Genomic DNA, 17,757 nt, shown 5'->3' on the forward strand with positions numbered 1-17,757 from the left:
CGACGAGCAGCCTGCGGCGCACCGCACCTTCGGGCCAGATAATCGCGGCCCATGGACGGACTTCACCTGACTGCCGACCTGCGCGGATGCGATCCGGCCCGGGCCGCGATGCACGACACGGCCGCCTTGCGCACGCTGTGCGTGGCGGCGGTCGATGCCGCCGGACTGCAGCCGGTCGGCGAGCTTTTCCACCGTTTCCCGCCGCCGGGAGGCGTCACGGGCGTCGTGCTGCTGGCCGAATCCCATCTGGCGGTGCACACCTGGCCCGAGCTGGCCGCTGCGACGCTCGACGTGTACGTGTGCAACTTCGGCGCCGACAACTCCGGGCGCGCCGAATCGCTGCTCTCGGCGCTGGTCGCCGCCTTCGACCCGCAGGCCGTGCAGCGTCACGCCGTGCAGCGCGGCGTCCCGCTCGCGAAGGGGCAGCCATGAAGGCCATCATCCTCGCAGCCGGGCGCGGCGACCGCATGCGGCCGCTGACCGACCGCACGCCCAAGCCCCTGCTGCCGGTGCGCGGCAAGCCGCTGCTCGAATGGCATCTCGAAGCGCTGGCGCGCGCCGGCGTGCGCGAGGTCGTCATCAACACGGCGTGGCTGGAGCAGCAGATCGTCGACACGCTGGGCGACGGCTCGCGCTGGGGCGTCGCCATCCACTACTCCATGGAAGGCCGCGACCATGGCGGCGCGCTCGAGACCGCCGGCGGCATCGCGAAGGCGCTGCCGCTGCTGACGGACGGCGAACGCGACTGCTTCTGGGTGGTGTCGGGCGACATCTTCGTCCCCGGGTTCGACTTCGATGCGGGGGTCGCGGCGCGTTTTGCCGCCAGCGATCTGCTCGCGCACCTGTGGCTGGTGCCCAATCCGCCGTATCACGCGAAGGGCGACTTCGGCATCGACGCCGAGGGTTATGGCGTCGACGGCCCGGGGGCCGACGGACGGCGCTGGACGTACGCCAACATGGCGCTGGTTCGGGCATCGCTGGTGACCGGCATCTCGCCCGGCACGAAGGCAGCGCTCGGGCCGCTGCTGTACGCCGGCATGCGCAAACGACGCATCAGCGTCGAGGTGTTCGAGGGGGAGTGGGAGAACGTCGGCACGCCGGCGCAGCTGGCGGCGTTGAACCGATAGCTGCGCTCAGCCGGGCCGTTCGCCCGGGCACCGGTTGACCTCGAGCGACAGGTGCACCAGCTCCTCGTGCCGGGCGAGCCGCGCCCGGTACACCGATGGGGGCTGCGGCGCGTCGGCGACGACGCAGGCGATGGCGGCGAATTGCGTTCGTCCCACGCGCCACACGTGCAGGTCGGCGACCTTGGCATCGCCGTCGGATTCGATGTCGTCGCGGATCTCCTGTGCGAGCGGATGGTCCATTTCGCGGTCGAGCAGCACGGCCGCCGACTCGCGCAGCAGGCCGACGGACCAGACGCCGATGACGATGGCGCCGGCCACGCCGACCAACGGATCGAGCCACCACCAGCCCATCCACAGCGCGCCCAGCAGCGCGCCGATGGCGAGCACCGAGGTCAGCGCATCGGCCAGCACGTGCACGTAGGCCGCGCGCAGGTTGAGGTCCTCGTGATGAGCGTGCGCGTGGTCGTGATGCGCGTGGTCGTGATGGCCATGGTCGTGCGCGTGCGCGGTGCCGCCTTGCAGCAGCCAGGCCGATGCCAGGTTCACCGCGAGCCCCACCACCGCGACGATGAGCGCGGTGCGCACGTCGATCGGCTCGGCGCGCCACAGACGAAGGCCCGACTCGACGACGATGCCGACCGCCACGATGCCGAGCACCAGAGCGCTCGCGAAGCTGCCGAGCACCTCGATCTTCCAGGTGCCGAACGAGAAGCGCGCGTCGCTCGCATGGCGGCGCGCGAGCGCATAGGCCGCCACCGCCACGCCGAGCGCGAGCGCATGCGTGCCCATGTGCCAGCCGTCCGCGAGCAGCGCCATGGAACCGGTCCACCAGCCGGCGCCGATCTCCGCGACCATGGTCACCAGCGTGAGGGCGAGCACCCAGCGGGTGCGGGCCTCGCCTTCACGGTTGCCGAGGTCGAACTGGTGGCTGTGCTGCCACGGCGAGAGGTCGTGGGTGTGGCGATGGGAAGAGGTCGACAGGCTCATGCGCGCATTCTCGGCGGGCGGCCCGACCGGTCCGGCGGATCACCCTACCTGCAGCACCTAAAATCGAGGACTTCCTCGCAGTTGCCCACCCCCACCATGACGCTGTCCTCCCTCACCGCCCTGTCGCCGCTGGACGGCCGCTATGCCGCCAAGGTGGCGCCGCTGCGGCCGCTGCTCAGCGAATTCGGCCTCATGCATCGCCGCGTGCAGGTCGAGGTGGAGTGGTTCATCGCGCTGTCCGATGCCGGCTTCGCGGAATTCAAGCCGCTGTCCGAGGCGGCGCGGGGCCTGCTGCGCGGGCTGGTGGCGCGCTTTTCCGAATCCGATGCGCAGGCCATCAAGGACATCGAGCGCACCACCAACCACGACGTGAAGGCGGTCGAGTACTGGCTGAAGGGCCGCTTCGACAACAACGCCGAGCTGAAGGCCGCGGGCGAATTCGTGCACTTCGCCTGCACCAGCGAAGACATCAACAACACCAGCCACGGCTTGATGCTGAAGGCCGCGCGCAACGACGTGCTGCTGCCGACGCTGGACCGCATCAACGCCACGCTGACCGCGATGGCGCAGCGGCTCGCGCACATTCCCATGCTCAGCCGCACGCATGGCCAGACCGCCAGCCCGACCACGGTCGGCAAGGAAGTCGCCAACGTCGTCGCGCGGCTGATGCATGCGCGCGAACGCATCGCTTCGGTCAAGCTGCTTGCCAAGATGAACGGCGCGGTGGGCAACTACAACGCCCATCTCGCGGCCTATCCGGGCTACGACTGGGAGGCGTTCAGCCGGCGCGTGGTGGAACAGCAGCTCGGGCTGCACTTCAATCCCTACACCATCCAGATCGAGCCCCACGACTACATGGCCGAGCTGTTCGACGCGGTCGCGCGTGCCAACACCATCCTGATCGACTGGTCGCGCGACGTCTGGGGCTACATCGGGCTGGGCTACTTCAAGCAGCGCACGGTCGAGGGCGAAATCGGCTCGTCGACGATGCCGCACAAGGTCAATCCCATCGACTTCGAGAACGCCGAGGGCAACTTCGGCCTGGCCAACGCACTGCTGACCCACCTGTCGCAGAAGCTGCCGATCAGCCGCTGGCAGCGCGACCTGACGGACAGCACGGTGCTGCGCAACATGGGCGTTGCGCTGGGCTACACGCTGCTGGGCTACGACAGCCTGCTGCGCGGCCTGGGCAAGCTGGAAGTCAACAAGGAGGCGCTGGCCGACGACCTCGAGGACGCCTGGGAGGTGCTCGCCGAGCCGATCCAGACGGTCATGCGCCGCTACGGCCTGCCGCATCCGTACGAGCGGCTGAAGGAGCTCACGCGCGGCAAGGGCATCACGCGCGAGGCGATCCAGCGCTTCATCGCCACGCTGGAGATTCCCGAAGCCGAGAAGAAGCGGCTGCTCGCGATGACGCCCGCCAACTACGTCGGCAAGGCCGGTGACCTGGCCAGCCGCATCGAATGAGCCGCATGAGCTTCATCGAGCAGGTCCGCCGCGCCGAGCACGAGCATCGCTCGCTGCTGTGCGTGGGCCTGGATCCCGAGCCGGCGAAGTTCCCGGGCGCCTGGAAGAACGACCCCGGCCGCATCTTCGACTTCTGCGCGGCCATCGTCGAGGCCACCAAGGACCTGGCGATCGCGTTCAAGCCGCAGATCGCCTACTTCGCGGCGCACCGGGCCGAGGACCAGCTCGAGCGGCTGATCGCGCACATCCACCGAAGCGCGCCCGCGGTCCCGGTCATCCTCGACGCGAAGCGCGGCGACATCGGCAGCACGGCCGAGCAGTACGCGCGCGAAGCCTTCGAGCGCTACCGCGCCGACGCCCTCACGCTGTCGCCCTTCATGGGCTTCGACTCGATCGAGCCCTACCTGCGGCACGAGGGCAAGGGCCTCATCCTGCTGTGCCGCACCTCCAACGCCGGCGGTTCCGACGTGCAGGCGCAGCGGCTCGCGAACGGCGACTTCGTCTACGAGCACATCGCGCGGCTCGCACAAGGTCCGTGGAACCGATCGGGCCAGCTGGCACTGGTGGTCGGCGCCACCTTCCCGGCCGAGATCGAGCGCGTGCGCGAGCTCGCCCCGACGCTGCCGCTGCTGATCCCCGGCATCGGCGCGCAAGGCGGCGATGCGCGTGCGACGGTGCGCGCCGGCTGGCGGCCCGAGGCGCCCATCATCGTGAATTCGTCGCGGGCGGTGCTGTATGCGAGTGCGGGCGATGATTTCGCAGACGCGGCGCGGCAGGTGGCCATCGCCACGCGGGACGAGCTCAACGCCGCCCGGTCGTAGCGGCTACGCCAGCGGCAGCTCGCGCGCCCGCTTGCCGGTCAGCACGAACAGCGCGTTCGCCAGCGCCGGCGCCAGGGGCGGCGTCCCCGGCTCGCCCACGCCGCTCGGTGGCCGCGAGCTGGCCACCAGGTGCGTCTCGATCAGGGGTGCATCGGCCAGGCGCACGATCGGGTGGTTCGGGAAATTGTTCTGCTGCACCGTGCCGTCGACGATGTCGATGCGCCCGTGCAGCGCGGCGCTGAGTCCGAAGATCACCGCGCTTTCCATCTGCTGCGCGACGATGCCCGGATTGACGACCGTGCCGATGTCGGCCGCGCACACCACGCGGTGCACCTTGGGCTGGCCGCCGGCCATCGACACCTCCACGACCTCGGCCACGATGCTGCCGAAGCTTTCGTGCAGCGCGACGCCGCGGGCGCGGCCGGCCGGCGCCGGCCTGGCCCAGCCGGACTTCTCCGCCGCGAGCTTGAGCACCGCCGCATGGCGCGGCGCGTCCTTGAGCAGCGACAGCCTGAAGGCCACAGGGTCCTGCTTCAGCGCATGCGCCAGCTCGTCGATGAAGCTCTCCGAAAAGAAGGCGTTGTGCGAATGGCCAACCGAGCGCCAGTAGCCGATCGGCACGCCGCTGCGCGTCGCCACGTGAGCGATGCGCTCGTTGGGGATGGCGTACGGCAAGTCGAACAGGCCATCGGCCACGCTCTTGTCGGGCGTGTCCACGGGCCCGGCCAGCGACGGCAGCGTGCGCTCCATCCAGCGCGGCGTGATCGCATCGCCGGCGCTGGTGATGGTCAGTGCGGAGACATTGCCTTCCGCATCGATGCCGGCGCGCAGCATCGCCGCGCCGGCGGGACGGTAGAAGTCGTGGGTGATGTCCTCTTCGCGCGGCCACACGAGCTGCACGGGTCGCCCGGCCGCTTCCATCGCCACGCGCACGGCCTGGCCGACGACGTCGACCTCCAGCCGGCGGCCGAAGCCGCCGCCGAGGTAGGTCAGGTGCAGCGTCACGTCGCGCTCTGCAACGCCCGCCACGTGCGCCGCCATCGAGCGGGCCAGGCCGGGCACCTGCGTCGGCGCCCACACGGTGACCTTGCCGTCGGCCACCTGCGCCGTGCAGTTGATCGGCTCCATCGTCGCGTGCGCCAGATAAGGCGCGCGGTACACCGCCTCGATGCGACGCGGCGCGTTCCTGAGCGCCGGATCGGCGTCGCCGCGCCGGTAGAAGGTGAAGCCGCCGCCATGCTCGGCCGCGTCGCGCGCGGTGTGCTCGAGCGTACGCAGGATGGCCCGGCTGTCGGGCACGCCGGCCGGCGGCGCGCGCCAGTCGATGTCCAGCGCCTGCGCCGCCTGCCTGGCATGCCAGTACGTGCGCGCGATCACCGCGATGCCGGGGGTGGATCCGCCGTACGAACCGATGCGCACGACCCGCTCCACACCGGGCCGGCGCAGCGCCTCGTCGACGTCGACACGGCCCACGCTGCCGCCGACGACAGGGCAGTGGCGCATCACCGCGTAGAGCTGGCCCGGCCGGCGCACGTCGATGCCGAAGATCGCGCTGCCGTCGGTCTTGGCCGCCAGGTCGGTGCGCGGCGCCGGCGTGCCGATCAGCTTCCAGCTCTTCGCATCCTTGAGCTGCACCGCACCGGGCGGCGTCGCCGCGGCGGCCTTGGCGAACTCGCCGAAGTGGCCGTTGGGGCCGGAGGGATGGCTGATGACGCCGTCCTTCACCGACAGCTCGTCGGCCGGGAGCCGCCATCGCAGCGACGCGGCGCCGACGAGCTGCGCCCGCGCCGTCGCGGCCGCCTGGCGCAGCAGGTCCCAGGCGTCGCTGACCGAGGTGGAGCCGCCCGTCACGTTGATGCCGAGCTCGCGTGCGACCTTGCTGACCACCCACTGCGCCGTCTTCACGGTGCGCGTCTCGGTGCCCGGCTCGCGCTCGCTCGGATGGAACGGCAGCATGTCGATGAACGACGCCACGTTGCCGTACAGCTTGTCGTGTCCGGCCTGCACGAGCTGCACCCTGGACAGCGGCACATCCAGCTCCTCCGCGGCGAGCATGGCCAGCGCCGTGTGCACGCCCTGGCCCATCTCGCTGCGGTTCATGGCAAGCAGCACGCGGCCGTCGGCGCCGATCTTGATCCAGCCGTTGAGTCCGACCTCGCCCTCGTTCGCCGGCAGCGTGTCGGGATAGCCCAGGCGGCTGCGCGGCGGCAGCACGCTCCAGCCGACGATGAACACGCCAGCGGCGCCCAGGCCGGTCAGCAGCATCACCCGGCGTTTCACAGGCCACCTCCGGGCGTTCGAGACGCGGCCGGTGCGCGGACCGCGCCGCGCAGCTGCGCCGCGGCGGTCTTGATGGCCTCGCGAATGCGTGGATAGGTGCCACAGCGGCACAGGTTGGTGATGGCCGCATCGATGTCGGCGTCGCTCGGATTGGCGTTCCTGGCGAGCAGCGCGGCGGCGGCCATCAGCATGCCGCTCTGGCAATAGCCGCACTGCGGCACCTGGTGGGCAATCCAGGCCCTTTGCAGTGGATGCGGCTGATCGCGTGTGCCCAAGGCCTCGATGGTGCGGATGGGCTTGCCGGCCACGGCGGCCAGCGGCGTCACGCACGAGCGCACCGCCTGGCCGTCGACGTGGACCGTGCAGGCGCCGCAGGCCGCGACGCCGCAGCCGAACTTGGTGCCGGTCAGATCGAGCACATCGCGCAGCACCCACAGCAGCGGCATCTGCGGGTCGACGGCCGCATCGGGCACGTTGCGGCTCTGCCCGTTGATCGAAAGGTCCATCGGGGGATTCTGCGGGAAGCGCGCCGACTCTCGGACCATCCACTGTGGCTTGGAGGAAACGCCGTGGACGCGATGCGTCCAAAATGCCGGGTTTCTACCGATCGGCACGCAGGTCCTGGTCGAGAATCGGCGTGACCCGCGCCGCCCCGAGAAGAATCGAAGGAGAGTCCCCCATGATCCGTCCCTTGACGTTGCGCGCCGCCATGGGTGCCGCAGCCCTCGCGGCCGCCGGCGCCGCCCCTGCGCAGAACGTGCAGCTCTACGGCCTGATCGACATGACAGCCGGCCGTTTCCAGCAGGCAGGCACCGATGCCGTCTGGCGCGCCGACAGCGGCGGCATGACGACCAGCTTCCTCGGCTTTCGCGGCACCGACGACCTCGGTGGCGGCTTGAAGGCCAAGTTCGCCTTCGAGCACTTCCTGCGCGCGGACACCGGCCAGGCCGGCCGCTTCGGCGGCGATGCGTTCTGGGCGCGCGACGCATACGTCGGCTTGTCGGGCGCCTTCGGCACCACCGTGCTCGGACGCAACACGACGCCGCTGTTCGTGTCCACCGTGCTCTTCAACGCCTTCGGCGATTCGTACGCCTTTTCCCCCGCGGTGCGCCAGCTCTTCACGCCCGCCATGCAGGCCGGCAGCCCGATGGTGCCCTTCTTGGGCGACTCCGGCTGGAACAACTCCATCCACTACGCCAGCGGCGACGACGATGACGACGGGTTCAGCTGGAACCTGATCGCCAACCTGGGCGAAGGTGCGCCGGGCGGCACGGGCAAGAACACCGGCGCCAACCTGATGTACGCGAACGGTCCCTTGGCGGCGACCGTGGCCTGGCAGCGCGTGCGCAACGGCGACGGCATCAGCTCCGGTCCTCCGCTGGCGCCCGCCGGCTTCACGAAGCAGGACACGTGGTTGGTCGCGGGCTCGTACGACCTGCAGGTCGTCAAGCTCTTCACCCATGCGGCGATGGTGCGCATGCGCGCCAGCGAGCGCCGCACGACGCAGCTGTGGGGCGTGGGCGCGAGCGTGCCGTTCGGGCCCGGCAAGGTGCTGGCGCAATACGGCAACGCACGCGTCCGGCTCGACGGCGTCCATCCGACGAACCACACGCTGAGCATCGGCTACGACTACAGCCTGTCCAAGCGCACGGACGTCTATGCGGTGTTCGTGAACGACCGGACAACGGGGCTGGAGAAGGGCAACACGCTGGCGGGCGGCGTTCGGGTCAGGTTCTGAGGCCGTTCAATCCAGGGTCACCGACGTCCGCACCGCGCCGGCCCGATCGGCCCGTGCGGTCAACGCGATCTGCGTGCCCTTGGGCGCCCGCACCACCCACTCGGCCACCGCCCGGTCCGCGGTCACCTCGCGATTCGGCAAAAAAGCCTGCATCGAAGTCTTGACGGCATGGCCCTCGAGCTGCGGGCCCTCGAAGCGCGGCTTGCCGCCGACCAAGGAGATCTCGGCCTTGCCTTGCGGCAGGTGGATCTCGAACACGACGCCGCGCACCGTCTTGCGCTCGAGGGCGCGCTTGCTGATGTAGGCCGGCAGGTAGCCGCTGTTTGCGACCGCGAGTCGCACGCGCCAGGTGTCGCCGCCCAGTGCCCGCACTTCGGTGCGCAGCAGCTCCAGCTTGGGCAGGCTGAGCGCGATGCGCGTCATCCACGCTGGAAAGCGCGCCACTTCGCTCTCGCGCAGCGCCGGTGGCGGATTGCGCCAGAAGTTCATCTTGTCCCAGCCGCCGATCTCGACCACGCCGAGCTGCGGATGGCGGAACAGTTTCCATTCGACGTGCGCCGCGCCGTCACAGTGCTCGTCGCTCCACTTCAGCAGCTTGAGGTCGTCCTCGACAGGGTGCTCGCGGTACCAGTCGATCCACTTGTAGCCGGTGATGCCGGCTTCGCGGTTCGGTGACCACAGCTCGACCACCCAGAACAGCGCGCCCAGGTGCTCGTAGAGCCAGTCCTGGGTGCCGCTGATGACTTCCTTCGGGTGGTACTTGAAGTCGTGCCAGATGCTGATGGCCGGATAGCCGGTGAGCTTGGCGCCGAGGTCCGAGAACCGCTTGTAGGTCCACAGGTCCTCGGGAATCATGTCGTCGTCGCTGCGCGTGCCCATCGGCCGCAGGATGACGCCGCTGTGCGTGTGGTAGCTGATCGCCGCGCCGATGTTCGGATGGGCGACGATGAAGTCGACCATCGCCTTCACCTCCGGCTCCGACACCGGATAGGGGCCGGCGCCCACCTGCTCGAATTCCTGCCGCCAGCCGGTCGGGAAGTTGCGGTTCAGGTCGAGCCCTTCGACGTCGCGGTTCACGCTGACCAGCAGCCCGTCGTAGTGCTTGAGCGTGCCTTCCGGGAGAAGCCGGTAGTACTCGCCGCCGAATTCGCCCGGCTCGCGCGGCACCATCAGCCGCGGATCGGCGGCGCACTTCTTGTACGCGCCGTGCGGATCGGGAATGCGCATCGTCAGCACGCGGCCGTCGCCGTCGACGTCCTCGATGGTCAGGCCCTCGACCGGTTCCTCGTCGAACGGATAGCGGCGCGTCGAGGAGCGGATGTGGCGTGGGCGATCGGCCAGCGCCAGCTCGGCGCCATCAGGGTTCAGCCGCGGGCACAGGTACACGGTGCGCGTGTCCAGCAGCTGCGTGATCTCGCGGCCTTCGTCGGTCGACTGCCCGTAGCCGGTGACGAGCCGATGCAGGTAGTACAGGCAGGCGGTGCTGGCGGTCAGCTCGGCGGCGTGGATGTTGCCGTCGGCCCAGAACGCCGGCTTGTCGGTGTCGGCGCCGGTGTGCGTGTTCGTGATGATCGCCACCCAGATGTCGCGTCCCTCGTGGCTCTTGCCGATGGACTGCACGGTGACCAGGTCCGGATGCGCATCGGCGTAGTCGAAGAGCAGGCGGCTCAGCGCATCGTGCTTGTAGAAGGTGTCGAATCGGGGCGTCGGCGTGGAGGCAAGTGTCATGGGTGGAGGTGGTATGCGGTGGGCAGCCGCGGTCAGGCCCCGGCGACCGGCGCGCCGCCGGCAAACACTTTCAGCTCGCCGGGCGCGAAGCGCGTCCATTCCTCGTCGCGCGTGAGCGGCTCGGTGACGACCACGGCAACGCGGTCCGACGGCGTGGTCAGTTCGGCGAAGTTGACGCTGATGTCATCGTCCTGCAGTCGGGCCTGGCGGAACGGATGCTGGCGCACGAGGTAGAACAGCTGCGTCGAGCAATGCGCCCACAGCGCCTCGCCGTTGCTCAGCATGAAATTGAAGGTTCCGTGCGACGCGATGCGCGGCACCAGCTCGCGCAGCGTCGCGGTGAGCTCGGGGATCGACGGCACGCTGGCATGCGCCTTCGCCAGCTCCTGCATCAGCCAGCAGAACGCCAGCTCGCTGTCGGTGGCGCCGACCGGCCTGAACGAGGCGTGCAGCCGCGGAGAGAAGCGCTTCAGGTCGCCGTTGTGCGCGAACACCCAGTAGCGGCCCCACAACTCTCGCTGGAAGGGATGCGTGTTCTCGAGCGCCACCCGGCCCTGCGTCGCCTTGCGGATGTGGGCGATGATGTTGTCGCTGCGGATGGGATAGCTGCGCACCATGTCGGCCACCGGCGAGCAGCGCGCGCTTTGCGCGTCGACGAACACCCGCACGCCGGAGCCCTCGAAGAAGGCGATGCCGAAGCCGTCCTTGTGCTCCTCGGCGCGGGTGCAGAAGCCGGTGAAGCTGAACACGATGTCGGTGGGCGTGTTCGCGTTCATGCCGAGCAGCTGGCACATCGCGGAAGCCCTCCCTTACTCCGTGAACAGCCGCAGCATGCCCTTCACCGACACCAGGTGCCCCGGGTTGCTGGTCTCGTTGAGCACGCCGCTCATGCGGCGCAGCAGCCGCTCGCTCTTCTTCGCGCGCCAGATCAGCAGGTCGGCCAGCCACGGATGGCGGTTGACCTTGTTGGCCCTGGCGTACAGGTCGAAGCGCGGCTTCAAGGCCAGCAGGCCGGCCTCGTAGCGGGCGCGCACGGCCTCGTCGGAGTGCGACTGCGAACGGCCCTCGACCATCGCCTCGGCGGCGAGGATGCCGGTCTCGAGCGCCTTGCCGATGCCTTCGCCGCTGAACGAGTAGGTGCTGCCGGCGGCCTCGCCGGTGACGATGAGCCCGGGCCGCGAATACGTCGCGCCTTCGAGGGTGCAGCGCAGCGGCGCGCCCTTCAGCGGGCTGGTCCACGCGCCGCCTTCGATCAGCTCGCGCGCGGGCGCATAGACGCGGGTGAAGTCGTCGAACACCTGGCGCAGGTTCACTTCCTTCTTGGTCAGCCGCTCGCCTTGGCGCTCGTCGTGGCTGTCGGCGATGCCGACGCCGATGTTGAACACGCCGTCGCGGCACGGAAAGATCCAGCCGTAGCCCGGACTCAGCGCGCGGTGCCAGACGATCTCGAGCTTGTCGATGCGGCCCACCATGCGCTCGTTGCGCACGTAGCCCCGCAACGCGACGCCGCTCGGCGTGTGCCGCTTCGACATGCCGCAGGCGAGCAGCGCCTGGGGCACGGCCCCGGTGGCCAGCACGACCCAGGCGGCGCGCAGCTCGTGCGTCGTCTCGCCGGAAGAAGCGCGGCCCAGGCACTTGAGCTGGGCGCCGACGACACGTCCCTCTTCTTCGACGGTCGCCGCGAAGCGCACCGGCGCGAACATCCTTGCGCCGGCGGCCGCCGCGGCGCGGCACAGCACCAGGTCGAGCTCGCGTCGGGGCAGCACGGCCAGCGTGCCCGGCACGTCGACACGTCCTCCGCGCGGCCCGATGCAGCCGACATGGCTGCACGGTTGCGCCAGCGCCATCACCTCGTCGAGCACGCCGAGCTTGCGCAAGGCGTTGTGGGCGTCGGGAATGAGCCCGTCGCCGCAGACCTTGTCGCGCGGGAAAGGATGCTGGTCGACCAGCACGACGTCGAAGCCGGCCCGGGCCAGCGTGATCGCCGCGGCGCTGCCGGCCGGGCCGGCGCCGACCACCAGCACATCGCACTGGGCAGGCAGCGCGGCCGGGTCGCGATTAAGCGGCTCGCTCGGTAAAGGACTCATGGGAGGCGGGATCGGGAAGGGTTTGCGCGATTATCTGCGGAGCCCGGACGGCCGCCGGCCTACGGGGCCCATCCCTTCTTCATCGCCTCGCGCTCGGCCTGCGCATCCAGCGGACTGCCCTGCATCTGCTCCGCCATCACGCCGACCACGGCGGGCGGCACCGGCGACGCGGCCATTCGCAGGCGTTCGCCGCCGGCGGCGGGCGCGGCGTCCTGCGCAAGCACGCGCAACTGCCAATCGCTGCCGCGGCGGCAGGCCAGCCCGCCGACCGGACCGTCCCTCGTCGTGAACGTGCGGCAGTACTCGTTGCCGCGCGTCAGGTAGGACAGCCCGATCCTGACAGGCGCATCGGCCGCCTGGGTGCTCGCGAGCTGCGTGGACAAGGCTTGAGCCAGCGAACCGCGCGCGACGAGCTGCCCCCCCTGTGTCGCGATCCCCTCGCCGGGCAGGCTGAACCAGCCGGCCCGCCCGGCGAACACCCCGACCAGCAGGCAGGCGGCCATGCCGCCCCATTGCGCCCAGCCCCAGCCAGCGCGCGGCTCGCTTGCACGCCGGCTCTCGCGCGCCGCCGCGAGTGCGACCACCTTCGGCTTGGCCGACGGAGGCTGTGCGGCCGCCAGCAGCCGCGGCGGCACGGGCTCTTCGAGCACCGGCCCGTATGCGGCGCCCAGGAGCTTGCGCAGCGAGCGCTGCTGCTCGACCCGCCTTGCCAGCTCGGGATCGGCGTCGATCGCCGCCTCGACCTCGGCACGGGCGGCCGCGTCCAGCTCGTCGTCGACATACGCCAGCAAGGTCTCGTCGCTGATCTTCATCACACCTCCTCCGTGCCCGACAGGACGGCCTGCAGGGCTTCGCGGGCACGCGCCAGGCGGCTGGTCAGCGTGCCGATCGGGATGCCGAGCACCTCGGCGGCTTCCTTGTACGGCAAGCCTTCCACGAGCACCAGGCCGACCGCCATGCGCTGATCGTCGTTGAGCGTCGCCATCGCCCTTTGCACGTCCATGCGCCGGTGCTGCGCGTCGACCGGCCATTCGCCGACGGCGTGCCCGACGTTCTCGCCTGCTTGCTCGGGCAGCAGCAGCGCGTCGCGCCGCGTGCGCGATCGCACCTCGTCGATCCAGGCGTTCTTCATGATGGTGAACATCCAGCTGTCCAGCCGGGTGCCGGGCTGCCACTGGCCGAGGCGCAGCAATGCGCGCTCGACCGACAGCTGCACCAGGTCGTCGGCGTCCTCGCGGTGATGGGTGATCGTGCGGGCGAATCGGCGCAGCCGCGGCAGCAAGGCCACCAGCTCCAGCCGAAGCGCTTCATGGGATTCGCTCATGCCTTGAGAGGCTCAACGACGACGCGGGGGATTTTCTTCCATGGCGGCAGCGTTCGAGTCGGCATGAGGCCACCGCTACCATGCCCGCGCATATGACTCCCGCTTCGTTGCGCGCCGCCGCACTGGTGCTGCTCGGCGCCGTGTGGCAGCCCGCGCAGGCGCAACTCGGCCTGCCGCGCCTGCCGTCTCTCCCGACGCTCCCGGCGCCGGTCGCGCCCGCCTTGCAGCGCCCGCTGCCGGCGGTGACCGAGCTGATCCGCGCCCGGCAGGAGCGGGTGGCCGACATGCTGCAACAGCGCCGGCAGCTCGTCGAACCGGATCCCGCCGGGGAGCCCGCCGTGCGCGGCCAGGTGCTGGTCACGTCGCCGGCGCCGGCGCTGATCGACGCCGCGCGCGCCGAGGGCTTCACGGTCATGCGCGAGCGGCGGCTGGAGGCGCTCGACCTGACCCTCGTCACGCTGCGCGCACCCGAGGGCTGGGACACCGCGCGCGCGGTACGCCGGCTGCGCGAGCTCGATCCGCAGGCAGCGATCGACTTCAACCACCTGTACCTCGAAAGCGGCACGGTCGACCCGCTGCATGCAGCTTCGCCGCCGGGGGCCGCACCCTCCCCGTCGAATGGCCGCTTCAAGGTCGGCCTCATCGATGCGGGCGTCGAGACCGACCATCCGCTGCTGCGCGGCGCCGCCGTCCGCGCCTGGGGCTGCGGCAGCCGCAAGGTGCCTAGCGCGCACGGCACCGCGGTCGCTTCGCTGCTGGTGGGCCGCGCCGAGCGCTTTCGCAGCGCCGCACCCGACGCGGTGCTGTATGCGGCCGACGTCTACTGCGACGACCCGATCGGCGGCTCGATCGAAGCGGTGGCCGCGGCGCTTGCATGGCTCATCGGCGAGCAGGTCGCGGTCGTCAACATCAGCCTGGTCGGGCCGGCAAATCGAACCCTGGAGCAAGTCGTGCGCCGCGCCACCTCGCGCGGCATCCTGCTGGTGGCCGCCGTCGGCAACGACGGGCCCGCCGCGGCCCCGCTGTATCCGGCGGCCTATCCCGAGGTGGTGGCGGTCACGGCCGTCGACGCGCGCGGCGACGTGCTGCCCGAAGCCTGCCGCGGTCCGCATGTCGCCTTCGCCGCGCCGGGTGCCGACATGGTCGCCGCCGGATTCGCACGCGCGCCGTATGCAGTGATGCGCGGCACATCATTCGCCGCGCCGCTGGTGGCCGGCCTGCTCGCCGCGCGGTTGCACCAGCCCGACGTCACGGCAGCCGGCCTGGCCCTCACCGCGCTGGCGCGACAGGCGATCGACGCGGGCGCGCCGGGGCGCGACGTGGTGTACGGCCATGGCGTGGTGGGGCGCGAGCTGCGCACCGAGCCGGCGCTGGTGCTCCGGTAGCGTGAAAGAAAGTGTGACGAGCGGAAGAAGCCTGCAGCCGCGCTCGTTGTACCTGTCAAGCAGCGCGGATGGGCCGCGGTGCCCGCAAACGAACGACAGGAATCATCCATGAACCAGCATCGTCATCTCTTGGCAGGCGTCACCCTCGTTGCAGCACTCCTCGGCGGCGGCGTGTCCGCCCACGCAGGCCTCATCGGCGGCTCGGGCGGCGTCGGTGGCGGCTTGAGCGGCGGCATCGGACCCGTGGGCGGCGGATTCGAGGGCGCGCTGAGCGGGCAGGGCGCGGCGCAGACGGCGTCGCCGCGTGCGGTCATCGACCGTGCGCAGGACAAGGCGGCTGCCGGCAAGCAGCAAGCCACCGACACCGCCAACACCGTGAAGGACCGTGCGGCCGCCGCACCGCGCCCGAGCGTGTCGGGCGGGGCGGAAGCCGGTGCATCGACCAGCGGCGGCTCGGCGAGCGCGAAAGTTCAGCGCTGAGCGCGCGGGTCGGGGTTCCGCTGCCGCGGTTGACCCCGACCTGCGGGTCAGATCTCCTCGTAAAGCGGCAGGGTCAGGAACTCGGCGAACTGCTCCTGCGTGCTCATCTGCTCGAAGATCTGGGCCGCGCGTTCGAACTTGCCTTCGAAGCCACCGGCCTGGATCTTGGCCAGCTCCTCGGGCACCAGCGAGCGCACCAGCTCGGCGGTCACCTTGCGACCATCGTCGAGAACGCCCTTGGGCGAGCGGATCCACTGCCACACCTGCGAGCGGCTGATCTCCGCGGTGGCGGCGTCTTCCATCAGGTTGTGGATCGGCACGCAGCCATTGCCCGCCAGCCAGGCGCCGAGATAGTGGATGCCGACGTTGATGTTCATCCGCAGGCCGGCTTCGGTGATCGGCGTCTCCGGCTGGAAGTCCAGCAGGTCCGCTGCGCGGACGTCGACGTCGGGCCGCTGCTTCTCGAACTGGTTGGGCTTGTCGCCCAGCACGGCGAGAAACTCCTTCATCGCCGGCTCGACGAGTCCGGGGTGGGCGACCCAGCCGCCGTCGTAGCCGTCGATGGCATCGCGCTTCTTGTCGGCAATGATGCCGGCCATCGCGACGGCATTCTTCTCGGGATCGTTCTTGATCGGGATCAGCGCGCTCATGCCGCCGATGGCCGGCGCACCGCGCCGGTGGCAGGTCTTGAGCAACAGCAGCGCGTACGAGCGCATGAAGGGTGCCGTCATCGTCACCTTGGCGCGGTCGGCGAGGCAGAAGTTCTTGTCGAGCTTGAACTTCTTGATGCAGCTGAAGATGTAGTCCCACCGGCCGGCGTTGAGGCCCGCGCTGTGCTCGCGCAGCTCGTAGAGGATCTCGTCCATCTCGAAGGCGGCCAGGATGGTCTCGATCAGCACCGTCGCCTTGATCGTGCCCTGGGGCAGGCCCAGCTCGTTCTGCGTCATCACGAAGATGTCGTTCCACAGCCGCGCCTCGAGATGGCTTTCCATCTTCGGCAGGTAGAAGTAGGGACCCGCGCCGCGCGCGATCTGCTCCCTTGCGTTGTGGAACATGAACAGCGCGAAGTCGAAGATCCCGCCGGACACGCGCTGGCCGTCGAGCAGCACGTGCTTCTCGTCGAGGTGCCAGCCGCGCGGGCGGACCTGCAGCGTCGCGATCTTGTCGTTGAGCCTGTAGGTCTTGCCGCCTTGCTCGAGCGTCAGCGTTCGGCGGATCGCCTTGCCGAGGTTGATCTGCCCCTGGATCTGGTTGGACCACAGCGGCGAGTTGCTGTCCTCGAAGTCGGTCATGTAGCTGTCGGCGCCCGAGTTGAACGCGTTGATGACCATCTTCGCGTCGACCGGGCCGGTGATCTCGACGCGACGGCAGTGCAGCGCGGGCGGAATGGGCGCCACCTTCCAGTCGCCGTCACGGACGGCCTGCGTGCTCGCGAGGAAGTCGGGGCGCTCGCCGGCGTCGAGACGCTTCGCGCGCTCGAGGCGCGCCGCGAGCAGCTCCTGGCGGCGCGGCTCGAAGGCGCGCTGCAGCTTGGCGACCAGCTCGAGCGCCGGCAGCGTGAGGATGGTTTCGAAGCCCGGGAGGATGGGCGCGTTGATCTGCATGCCCGGGGGCAGTGGAATGCTCATGTCGTGTCCCTTCGAAGGTTCAGAAGAAAGTCAGCACGTCGCGCAGGCTGGTTCCCGTGCGTGTCGGTTCGGTGTCGAGCTGCTCCAGCGGCAGGCCGTGGCGGTTGACCCACAGCGTGGTGTAGCCGTACCAGGTGGCGCCGATCGCGTCCCAGCCGTTGCTCGATACGAAAAGGATTTGCCTGGCAGGCAGCTTGAGCGCCTGAGGGCCCAGCGCATACGCCGCCGGGTCGGTCTTGTACTTGCGCACCGAGTGCACGCTCAGAACATGGGCGAGATAGCCCGAGAAGCCGGCACTCTTGACGGCCACGCCCAGCATGTCCGGGTCGCCGTTGCTGAGGATGGCGGCCGGCACGCCGCGCGCCTTGAGCTCGCGCAGCACGTCCAGGTTCTCGGGAAAGGCACTCAGGTGCCGGTACTGGTTCATCAGGCGCTCCTCGGCCGACGCAACCAGCGTCAGCGCGAGGCGCCGGGCGGCAAATCGCAGGCCGGCGCGCGTGAGCTCCCAGAACGGCTGGTAGCGCCCGCTCATCGAGGTGAGCCGCGTGTACTCGATCTGCTTGTCGCGCCACAGCACGCTGAGCGCGTCGCCGCGGCCGGGGAACAGCTGCTCGGCCAGGAGCCCGACGCTGTACACGTCGAACAAGGTGCCGTAGGCGTCGAACACCACGGCGCGAGGAGCGCCCGTTTGATTCATCGCCGCAC

17 protein-coding genes are annotated in these 17,757 nt (G+C 70.1%); 7 read left to right on the plus strand and 10 right to left on the minus strand.

The window, feature by feature from the left end:
- Nucleotides 1–51 precede the first annotated feature (51 nt).
- Both speD and murU read left to right on the plus strand, forming a co-directional pair.
- Nucleotides 52–432, plus strand: a complete 381-nt coding sequence (gene speD / locus P7V53_RS30330) for an adenosylmethionine decarboxylase (RefSeq protein ID WP_280153198.1) — start codon at nucleotides 52–54, stop codon at nucleotides 430–432.
- A complete protein-coding gene (gene murU, locus P7V53_RS30335) occupies nucleotides 429–1,127 on the plus strand; it encodes an N-acetylmuramate alpha-1-phosphate uridylyltransferase MurU (RefSeq protein ID WP_280153199.1) in 699 nt (232 codons plus the stop codon). The genes speD and murU overlap by 4 nt, the downstream gene beginning before the upstream one ends.
- Nucleotides 1,128–1,133: 6 nt before the next feature.
- Here the strand turns inward: murU and dmeF are convergent, their stop codons facing one another.
- Entirely contained in the window at nucleotides 1,134–2,114 is a 981-nt protein-coding gene (dmeF, locus tag P7V53_RS30340; protein WP_280153200.1) for a CDF family Co(II)/Ni(II) efflux transporter DmeF, read from the minus strand.
- A gap of 96 nt (nucleotides 2,115–2,210) precedes the next feature.
- On the opposite strand from dmeF, the gene purB reads away from it, so the two are divergent.
- Together purB and pyrF are read left to right on the plus strand one after the other, a co-directional pair.
- Nucleotides 2,211–3,581 (plus strand): adenylosuccinate lyase, encoded by a 1,371-nt coding sequence (gene purB / locus P7V53_RS30345; RefSeq protein WP_280153201.1) that lies wholly within the window; start codon nucleotides 2,211–2,213, stop codon nucleotides 3,579–3,581.
- A gap of 5 nt (nucleotides 3,582–3,586) precedes the next feature.
- On the plus strand, nucleotides 3,587–4,402 hold the full coding sequence (gene pyrF, locus P7V53_RS30350) for an orotidine-5'-phosphate decarboxylase (RefSeq protein ID WP_280153202.1): 816 nt from the start codon (nucleotides 3,587–3,589) through the stop codon (nucleotides 4,400–4,402).
- A gap of 3 nt (nucleotides 4,403–4,405) precedes the next feature.
- On the opposite strand, the gene P7V53_RS30355 is transcribed toward pyrF, so the two are convergent.
- Nucleotides 4,406–6,682: a molybdopterin cofactor-binding domain-containing protein gene (locus tag P7V53_RS30355; RefSeq protein ID WP_280153203.1), complete on the minus strand. Its 2,277-nt coding sequence runs from the start codon at nucleotides 6,680–6,682 to the stop codon at nucleotides 4,406–4,408.
- On the minus strand, nucleotides 6,679–7,188 hold the full coding sequence (locus tag P7V53_RS30360) for a 2Fe-2S iron-sulfur cluster-binding protein (RefSeq protein WP_280153204.1): 510 nt from the start codon (nucleotides 7,186–7,188) through the stop codon (nucleotides 6,679–6,681). Before P7V53_RS30360 ends, P7V53_RS30355 begins: the two co-directional genes overlap by 4 nt.
- A gap of 173 nt (nucleotides 7,189–7,361) precedes the next feature.
- On the opposite strand from P7V53_RS30360, the gene P7V53_RS30365 reads away from it, so the two are divergent.
- Nucleotides 7,362–8,420 (plus strand): porin, encoded by a 1,059-nt coding sequence (locus P7V53_RS30365; RefSeq protein ID WP_280153205.1) that lies wholly within the window; start codon nucleotides 7,362–7,364, stop codon nucleotides 8,418–8,420.
- A 6-nt stretch (nucleotides 8,421–8,426) separates the two neighbouring features.
- On the opposite strand, the gene P7V53_RS30370 is transcribed toward P7V53_RS30365, so the two are convergent.
- From P7V53_RS30370 to P7V53_RS30390, 5 genes are read right to left on the minus strand one after another with little or no spacing between them, the layout of a single operon-like run.
- A complete protein-coding gene (locus P7V53_RS30370; RefSeq protein ID WP_280153206.1) occupies nucleotides 8,427–10,148 on the minus strand; it encodes a M14 family metallopeptidase in 1,722 nt (573 codons plus the stop codon).
- 32 nt (nucleotides 10,149–10,180) lie between these two features.
- Entirely contained in the window at nucleotides 10,181–10,942 is a 762-nt protein-coding gene (locus P7V53_RS30375; RefSeq protein WP_280153207.1) for a class II glutamine amidotransferase, read from the minus strand.
- Nucleotides 10,943–10,957: 15 nt separating this feature from the next.
- Nucleotides 10,958–12,235, minus strand: coding sequence for a geranylgeranyl reductase family protein (locus P7V53_RS30380; protein ID WP_280153208.1), 1,278 nt, complete (start codon nucleotides 12,233–12,235; stop codon nucleotides 10,958–10,960).
- A 59-nt stretch (nucleotides 12,236–12,294) separates the two neighbouring features.
- On the minus strand, nucleotides 12,295–13,047 hold the full coding sequence (locus P7V53_RS30385; RefSeq protein WP_280153209.1) for a hypothetical protein: 753 nt from the start codon (nucleotides 13,045–13,047) through the stop codon (nucleotides 12,295–12,297).
- Nucleotides 13,047–13,559: an RNA polymerase sigma factor gene (locus P7V53_RS30390; RefSeq protein WP_280153210.1), complete on the minus strand. Its 513-nt coding sequence runs from the start codon at nucleotides 13,557–13,559 to the stop codon at nucleotides 13,047–13,049. Before P7V53_RS30390 ends, P7V53_RS30385 begins: the two co-directional genes overlap by 1 nt.
- Before the next feature lie 92 nt (nucleotides 13,560–13,651).
- Here P7V53_RS30390 and P7V53_RS30395 point away from each other — a divergent pair, with 92 nt between their 5' ends.
- Both P7V53_RS30395 and P7V53_RS30400 read left to right on the plus strand, forming a co-directional pair.
- On the plus strand, nucleotides 13,652–14,944 hold the full coding sequence (locus tag P7V53_RS30395; RefSeq protein ID WP_280153211.1) for a S8 family serine peptidase: 1,293 nt from the start codon (nucleotides 13,652–13,654) through the stop codon (nucleotides 14,942–14,944).
- Nucleotides 14,945–15,052: 108 nt separating this feature from the next.
- Entirely contained in the window at nucleotides 15,053–15,424 is a 372-nt protein-coding gene (locus P7V53_RS30400) for a hypothetical protein (protein ID WP_280153212.1), read from the plus strand.
- Between the two features lie 47 nt (nucleotides 15,425–15,471).
- On the opposite strand, the gene aceB is transcribed toward P7V53_RS30400, so the two are convergent.
- Together aceB and P7V53_RS30410 are read right to left on the minus strand one after the other, a co-directional pair.
- Nucleotides 15,472–17,052 carry a malate synthase A gene (aceB, locus tag P7V53_RS30405; protein WP_280153213.1) on the minus strand — a complete coding sequence of 527 codons (1,581 nt, stop codon included), beginning with the start codon at nucleotides 17,050–17,052 and terminating at the stop codon, nucleotides 15,472–15,474.
- Between the two features lie 19 nt (nucleotides 17,053–17,071).
- Complete coding sequence (locus tag P7V53_RS30410; RefSeq protein ID WP_280153214.1) at nucleotides 17,072–17,749, minus strand: haloacid dehalogenase type II; 678 nt, start codon at nucleotides 17,747–17,749, stop codon at nucleotides 17,072–17,074.
- Between the last annotated feature and the right edge of the window lie 8 nt (nucleotides 17,750–17,757).

Source organism: Piscinibacter sp. XHJ-5, assembly GCF_029855045.1.
In the GTDB taxonomy this organism is placed as follows: Bacteria; Pseudomonadota; Gammaproteobacteria; order Burkholderiales; family Burkholderiaceae_C; genus Albitalea.

What these genes read in the sequence shown, in the direction of transcription:
- speD (WP_280153198.1), top strand. Translation starts at nt 52, where the DNA reads ATGGACGGACTTCACCTGACTGCCGACCTGCGCGGATGCGATCCGGCC.
- murU (WP_280153199.1), top strand. Translation starts at nt 429, where the DNA reads ATGAAGGCCATCATCCTCGCAGCCGGGCGCGGCGACCGCATGCGGCCG.
- dmeF (WP_280153200.1), bottom strand. Translation starts at nt 2,114, where the DNA reads ATGAGCCTGTCGACCTCTTCCCATCGCCACACCCACGACCTCTCGCCG.
- purB (WP_280153201.1), top strand. Translation starts at nt 2,211, where the DNA reads ATGACGCTGTCCTCCCTCACCGCCCTGTCGCCGCTGGACGGCCGCTAT.
- pyrF (WP_280153202.1), top strand. Translation starts at nt 3,587, where the DNA reads ATGAGCTTCATCGAGCAGGTCCGCCGCGCCGAGCACGAGCATCGCTCG.
- P7V53_RS30360 (WP_280153204.1), bottom strand. Translation starts at nt 7,188, where the DNA reads ATGGACCTTTCGATCAACGGGCAGAGCCGCAACGTGCCCGATGCGGCC.
- P7V53_RS30365 (WP_280153205.1), top strand. Translation starts at nt 7,362, where the DNA reads ATGATCCGTCCCTTGACGTTGCGCGCCGCCATGGGTGCCGCAGCCCTC.
- P7V53_RS30370 (WP_280153206.1), bottom strand. Translation starts at nt 10,148, where the DNA reads ATGACACTTGCCTCCACGCCGACGCCCCGATTCGACACCTTCTACAAG.
- P7V53_RS30375 (WP_280153207.1), bottom strand. Translation starts at nt 10,942, where the DNA reads ATGTGCCAGCTGCTCGGCATGAACGCGAACACGCCCACCGACATCGTG.
- P7V53_RS30380 (WP_280153208.1), bottom strand. Translation starts at nt 12,235, where the DNA reads ATGAGTCCTTTACCGAGCGAGCCGCTTAATCGCGACCCGGCCGCGCTG.
- P7V53_RS30385 (WP_280153209.1), bottom strand. Translation starts at nt 13,047, where the DNA reads ATGAAGATCAGCGACGAGACCTTGCTGGCGTATGTCGACGACGAGCTG.
- P7V53_RS30390 (WP_280153210.1), bottom strand. Translation starts at nt 13,559, where the DNA reads ATGAGCGAATCCCATGAAGCGCTTCGGCTGGAGCTGGTGGCCTTGCTG.
- P7V53_RS30395 (WP_280153211.1), top strand. Translation starts at nt 13,652, where the DNA reads ATGACTCCCGCTTCGTTGCGCGCCGCCGCACTGGTGCTGCTCGGCGCC.
- P7V53_RS30400 (WP_280153212.1), top strand. Translation starts at nt 15,053, where the DNA reads ATGAACCAGCATCGTCATCTCTTGGCAGGCGTCACCCTCGTTGCAGCA.
- aceB (WP_280153213.1), bottom strand. Translation starts at nt 17,052, where the DNA reads ATGAGCATTCCACTGCCCCCGGGCATGCAGATCAACGCGCCCATCCTC.
- P7V53_RS30410 (WP_280153214.1), bottom strand. Translation starts at nt 17,749, where the DNA reads ATGAATCAAACGGGCGCTCCTCGCGCCGTGGTGTTCGACGCCTACGGC.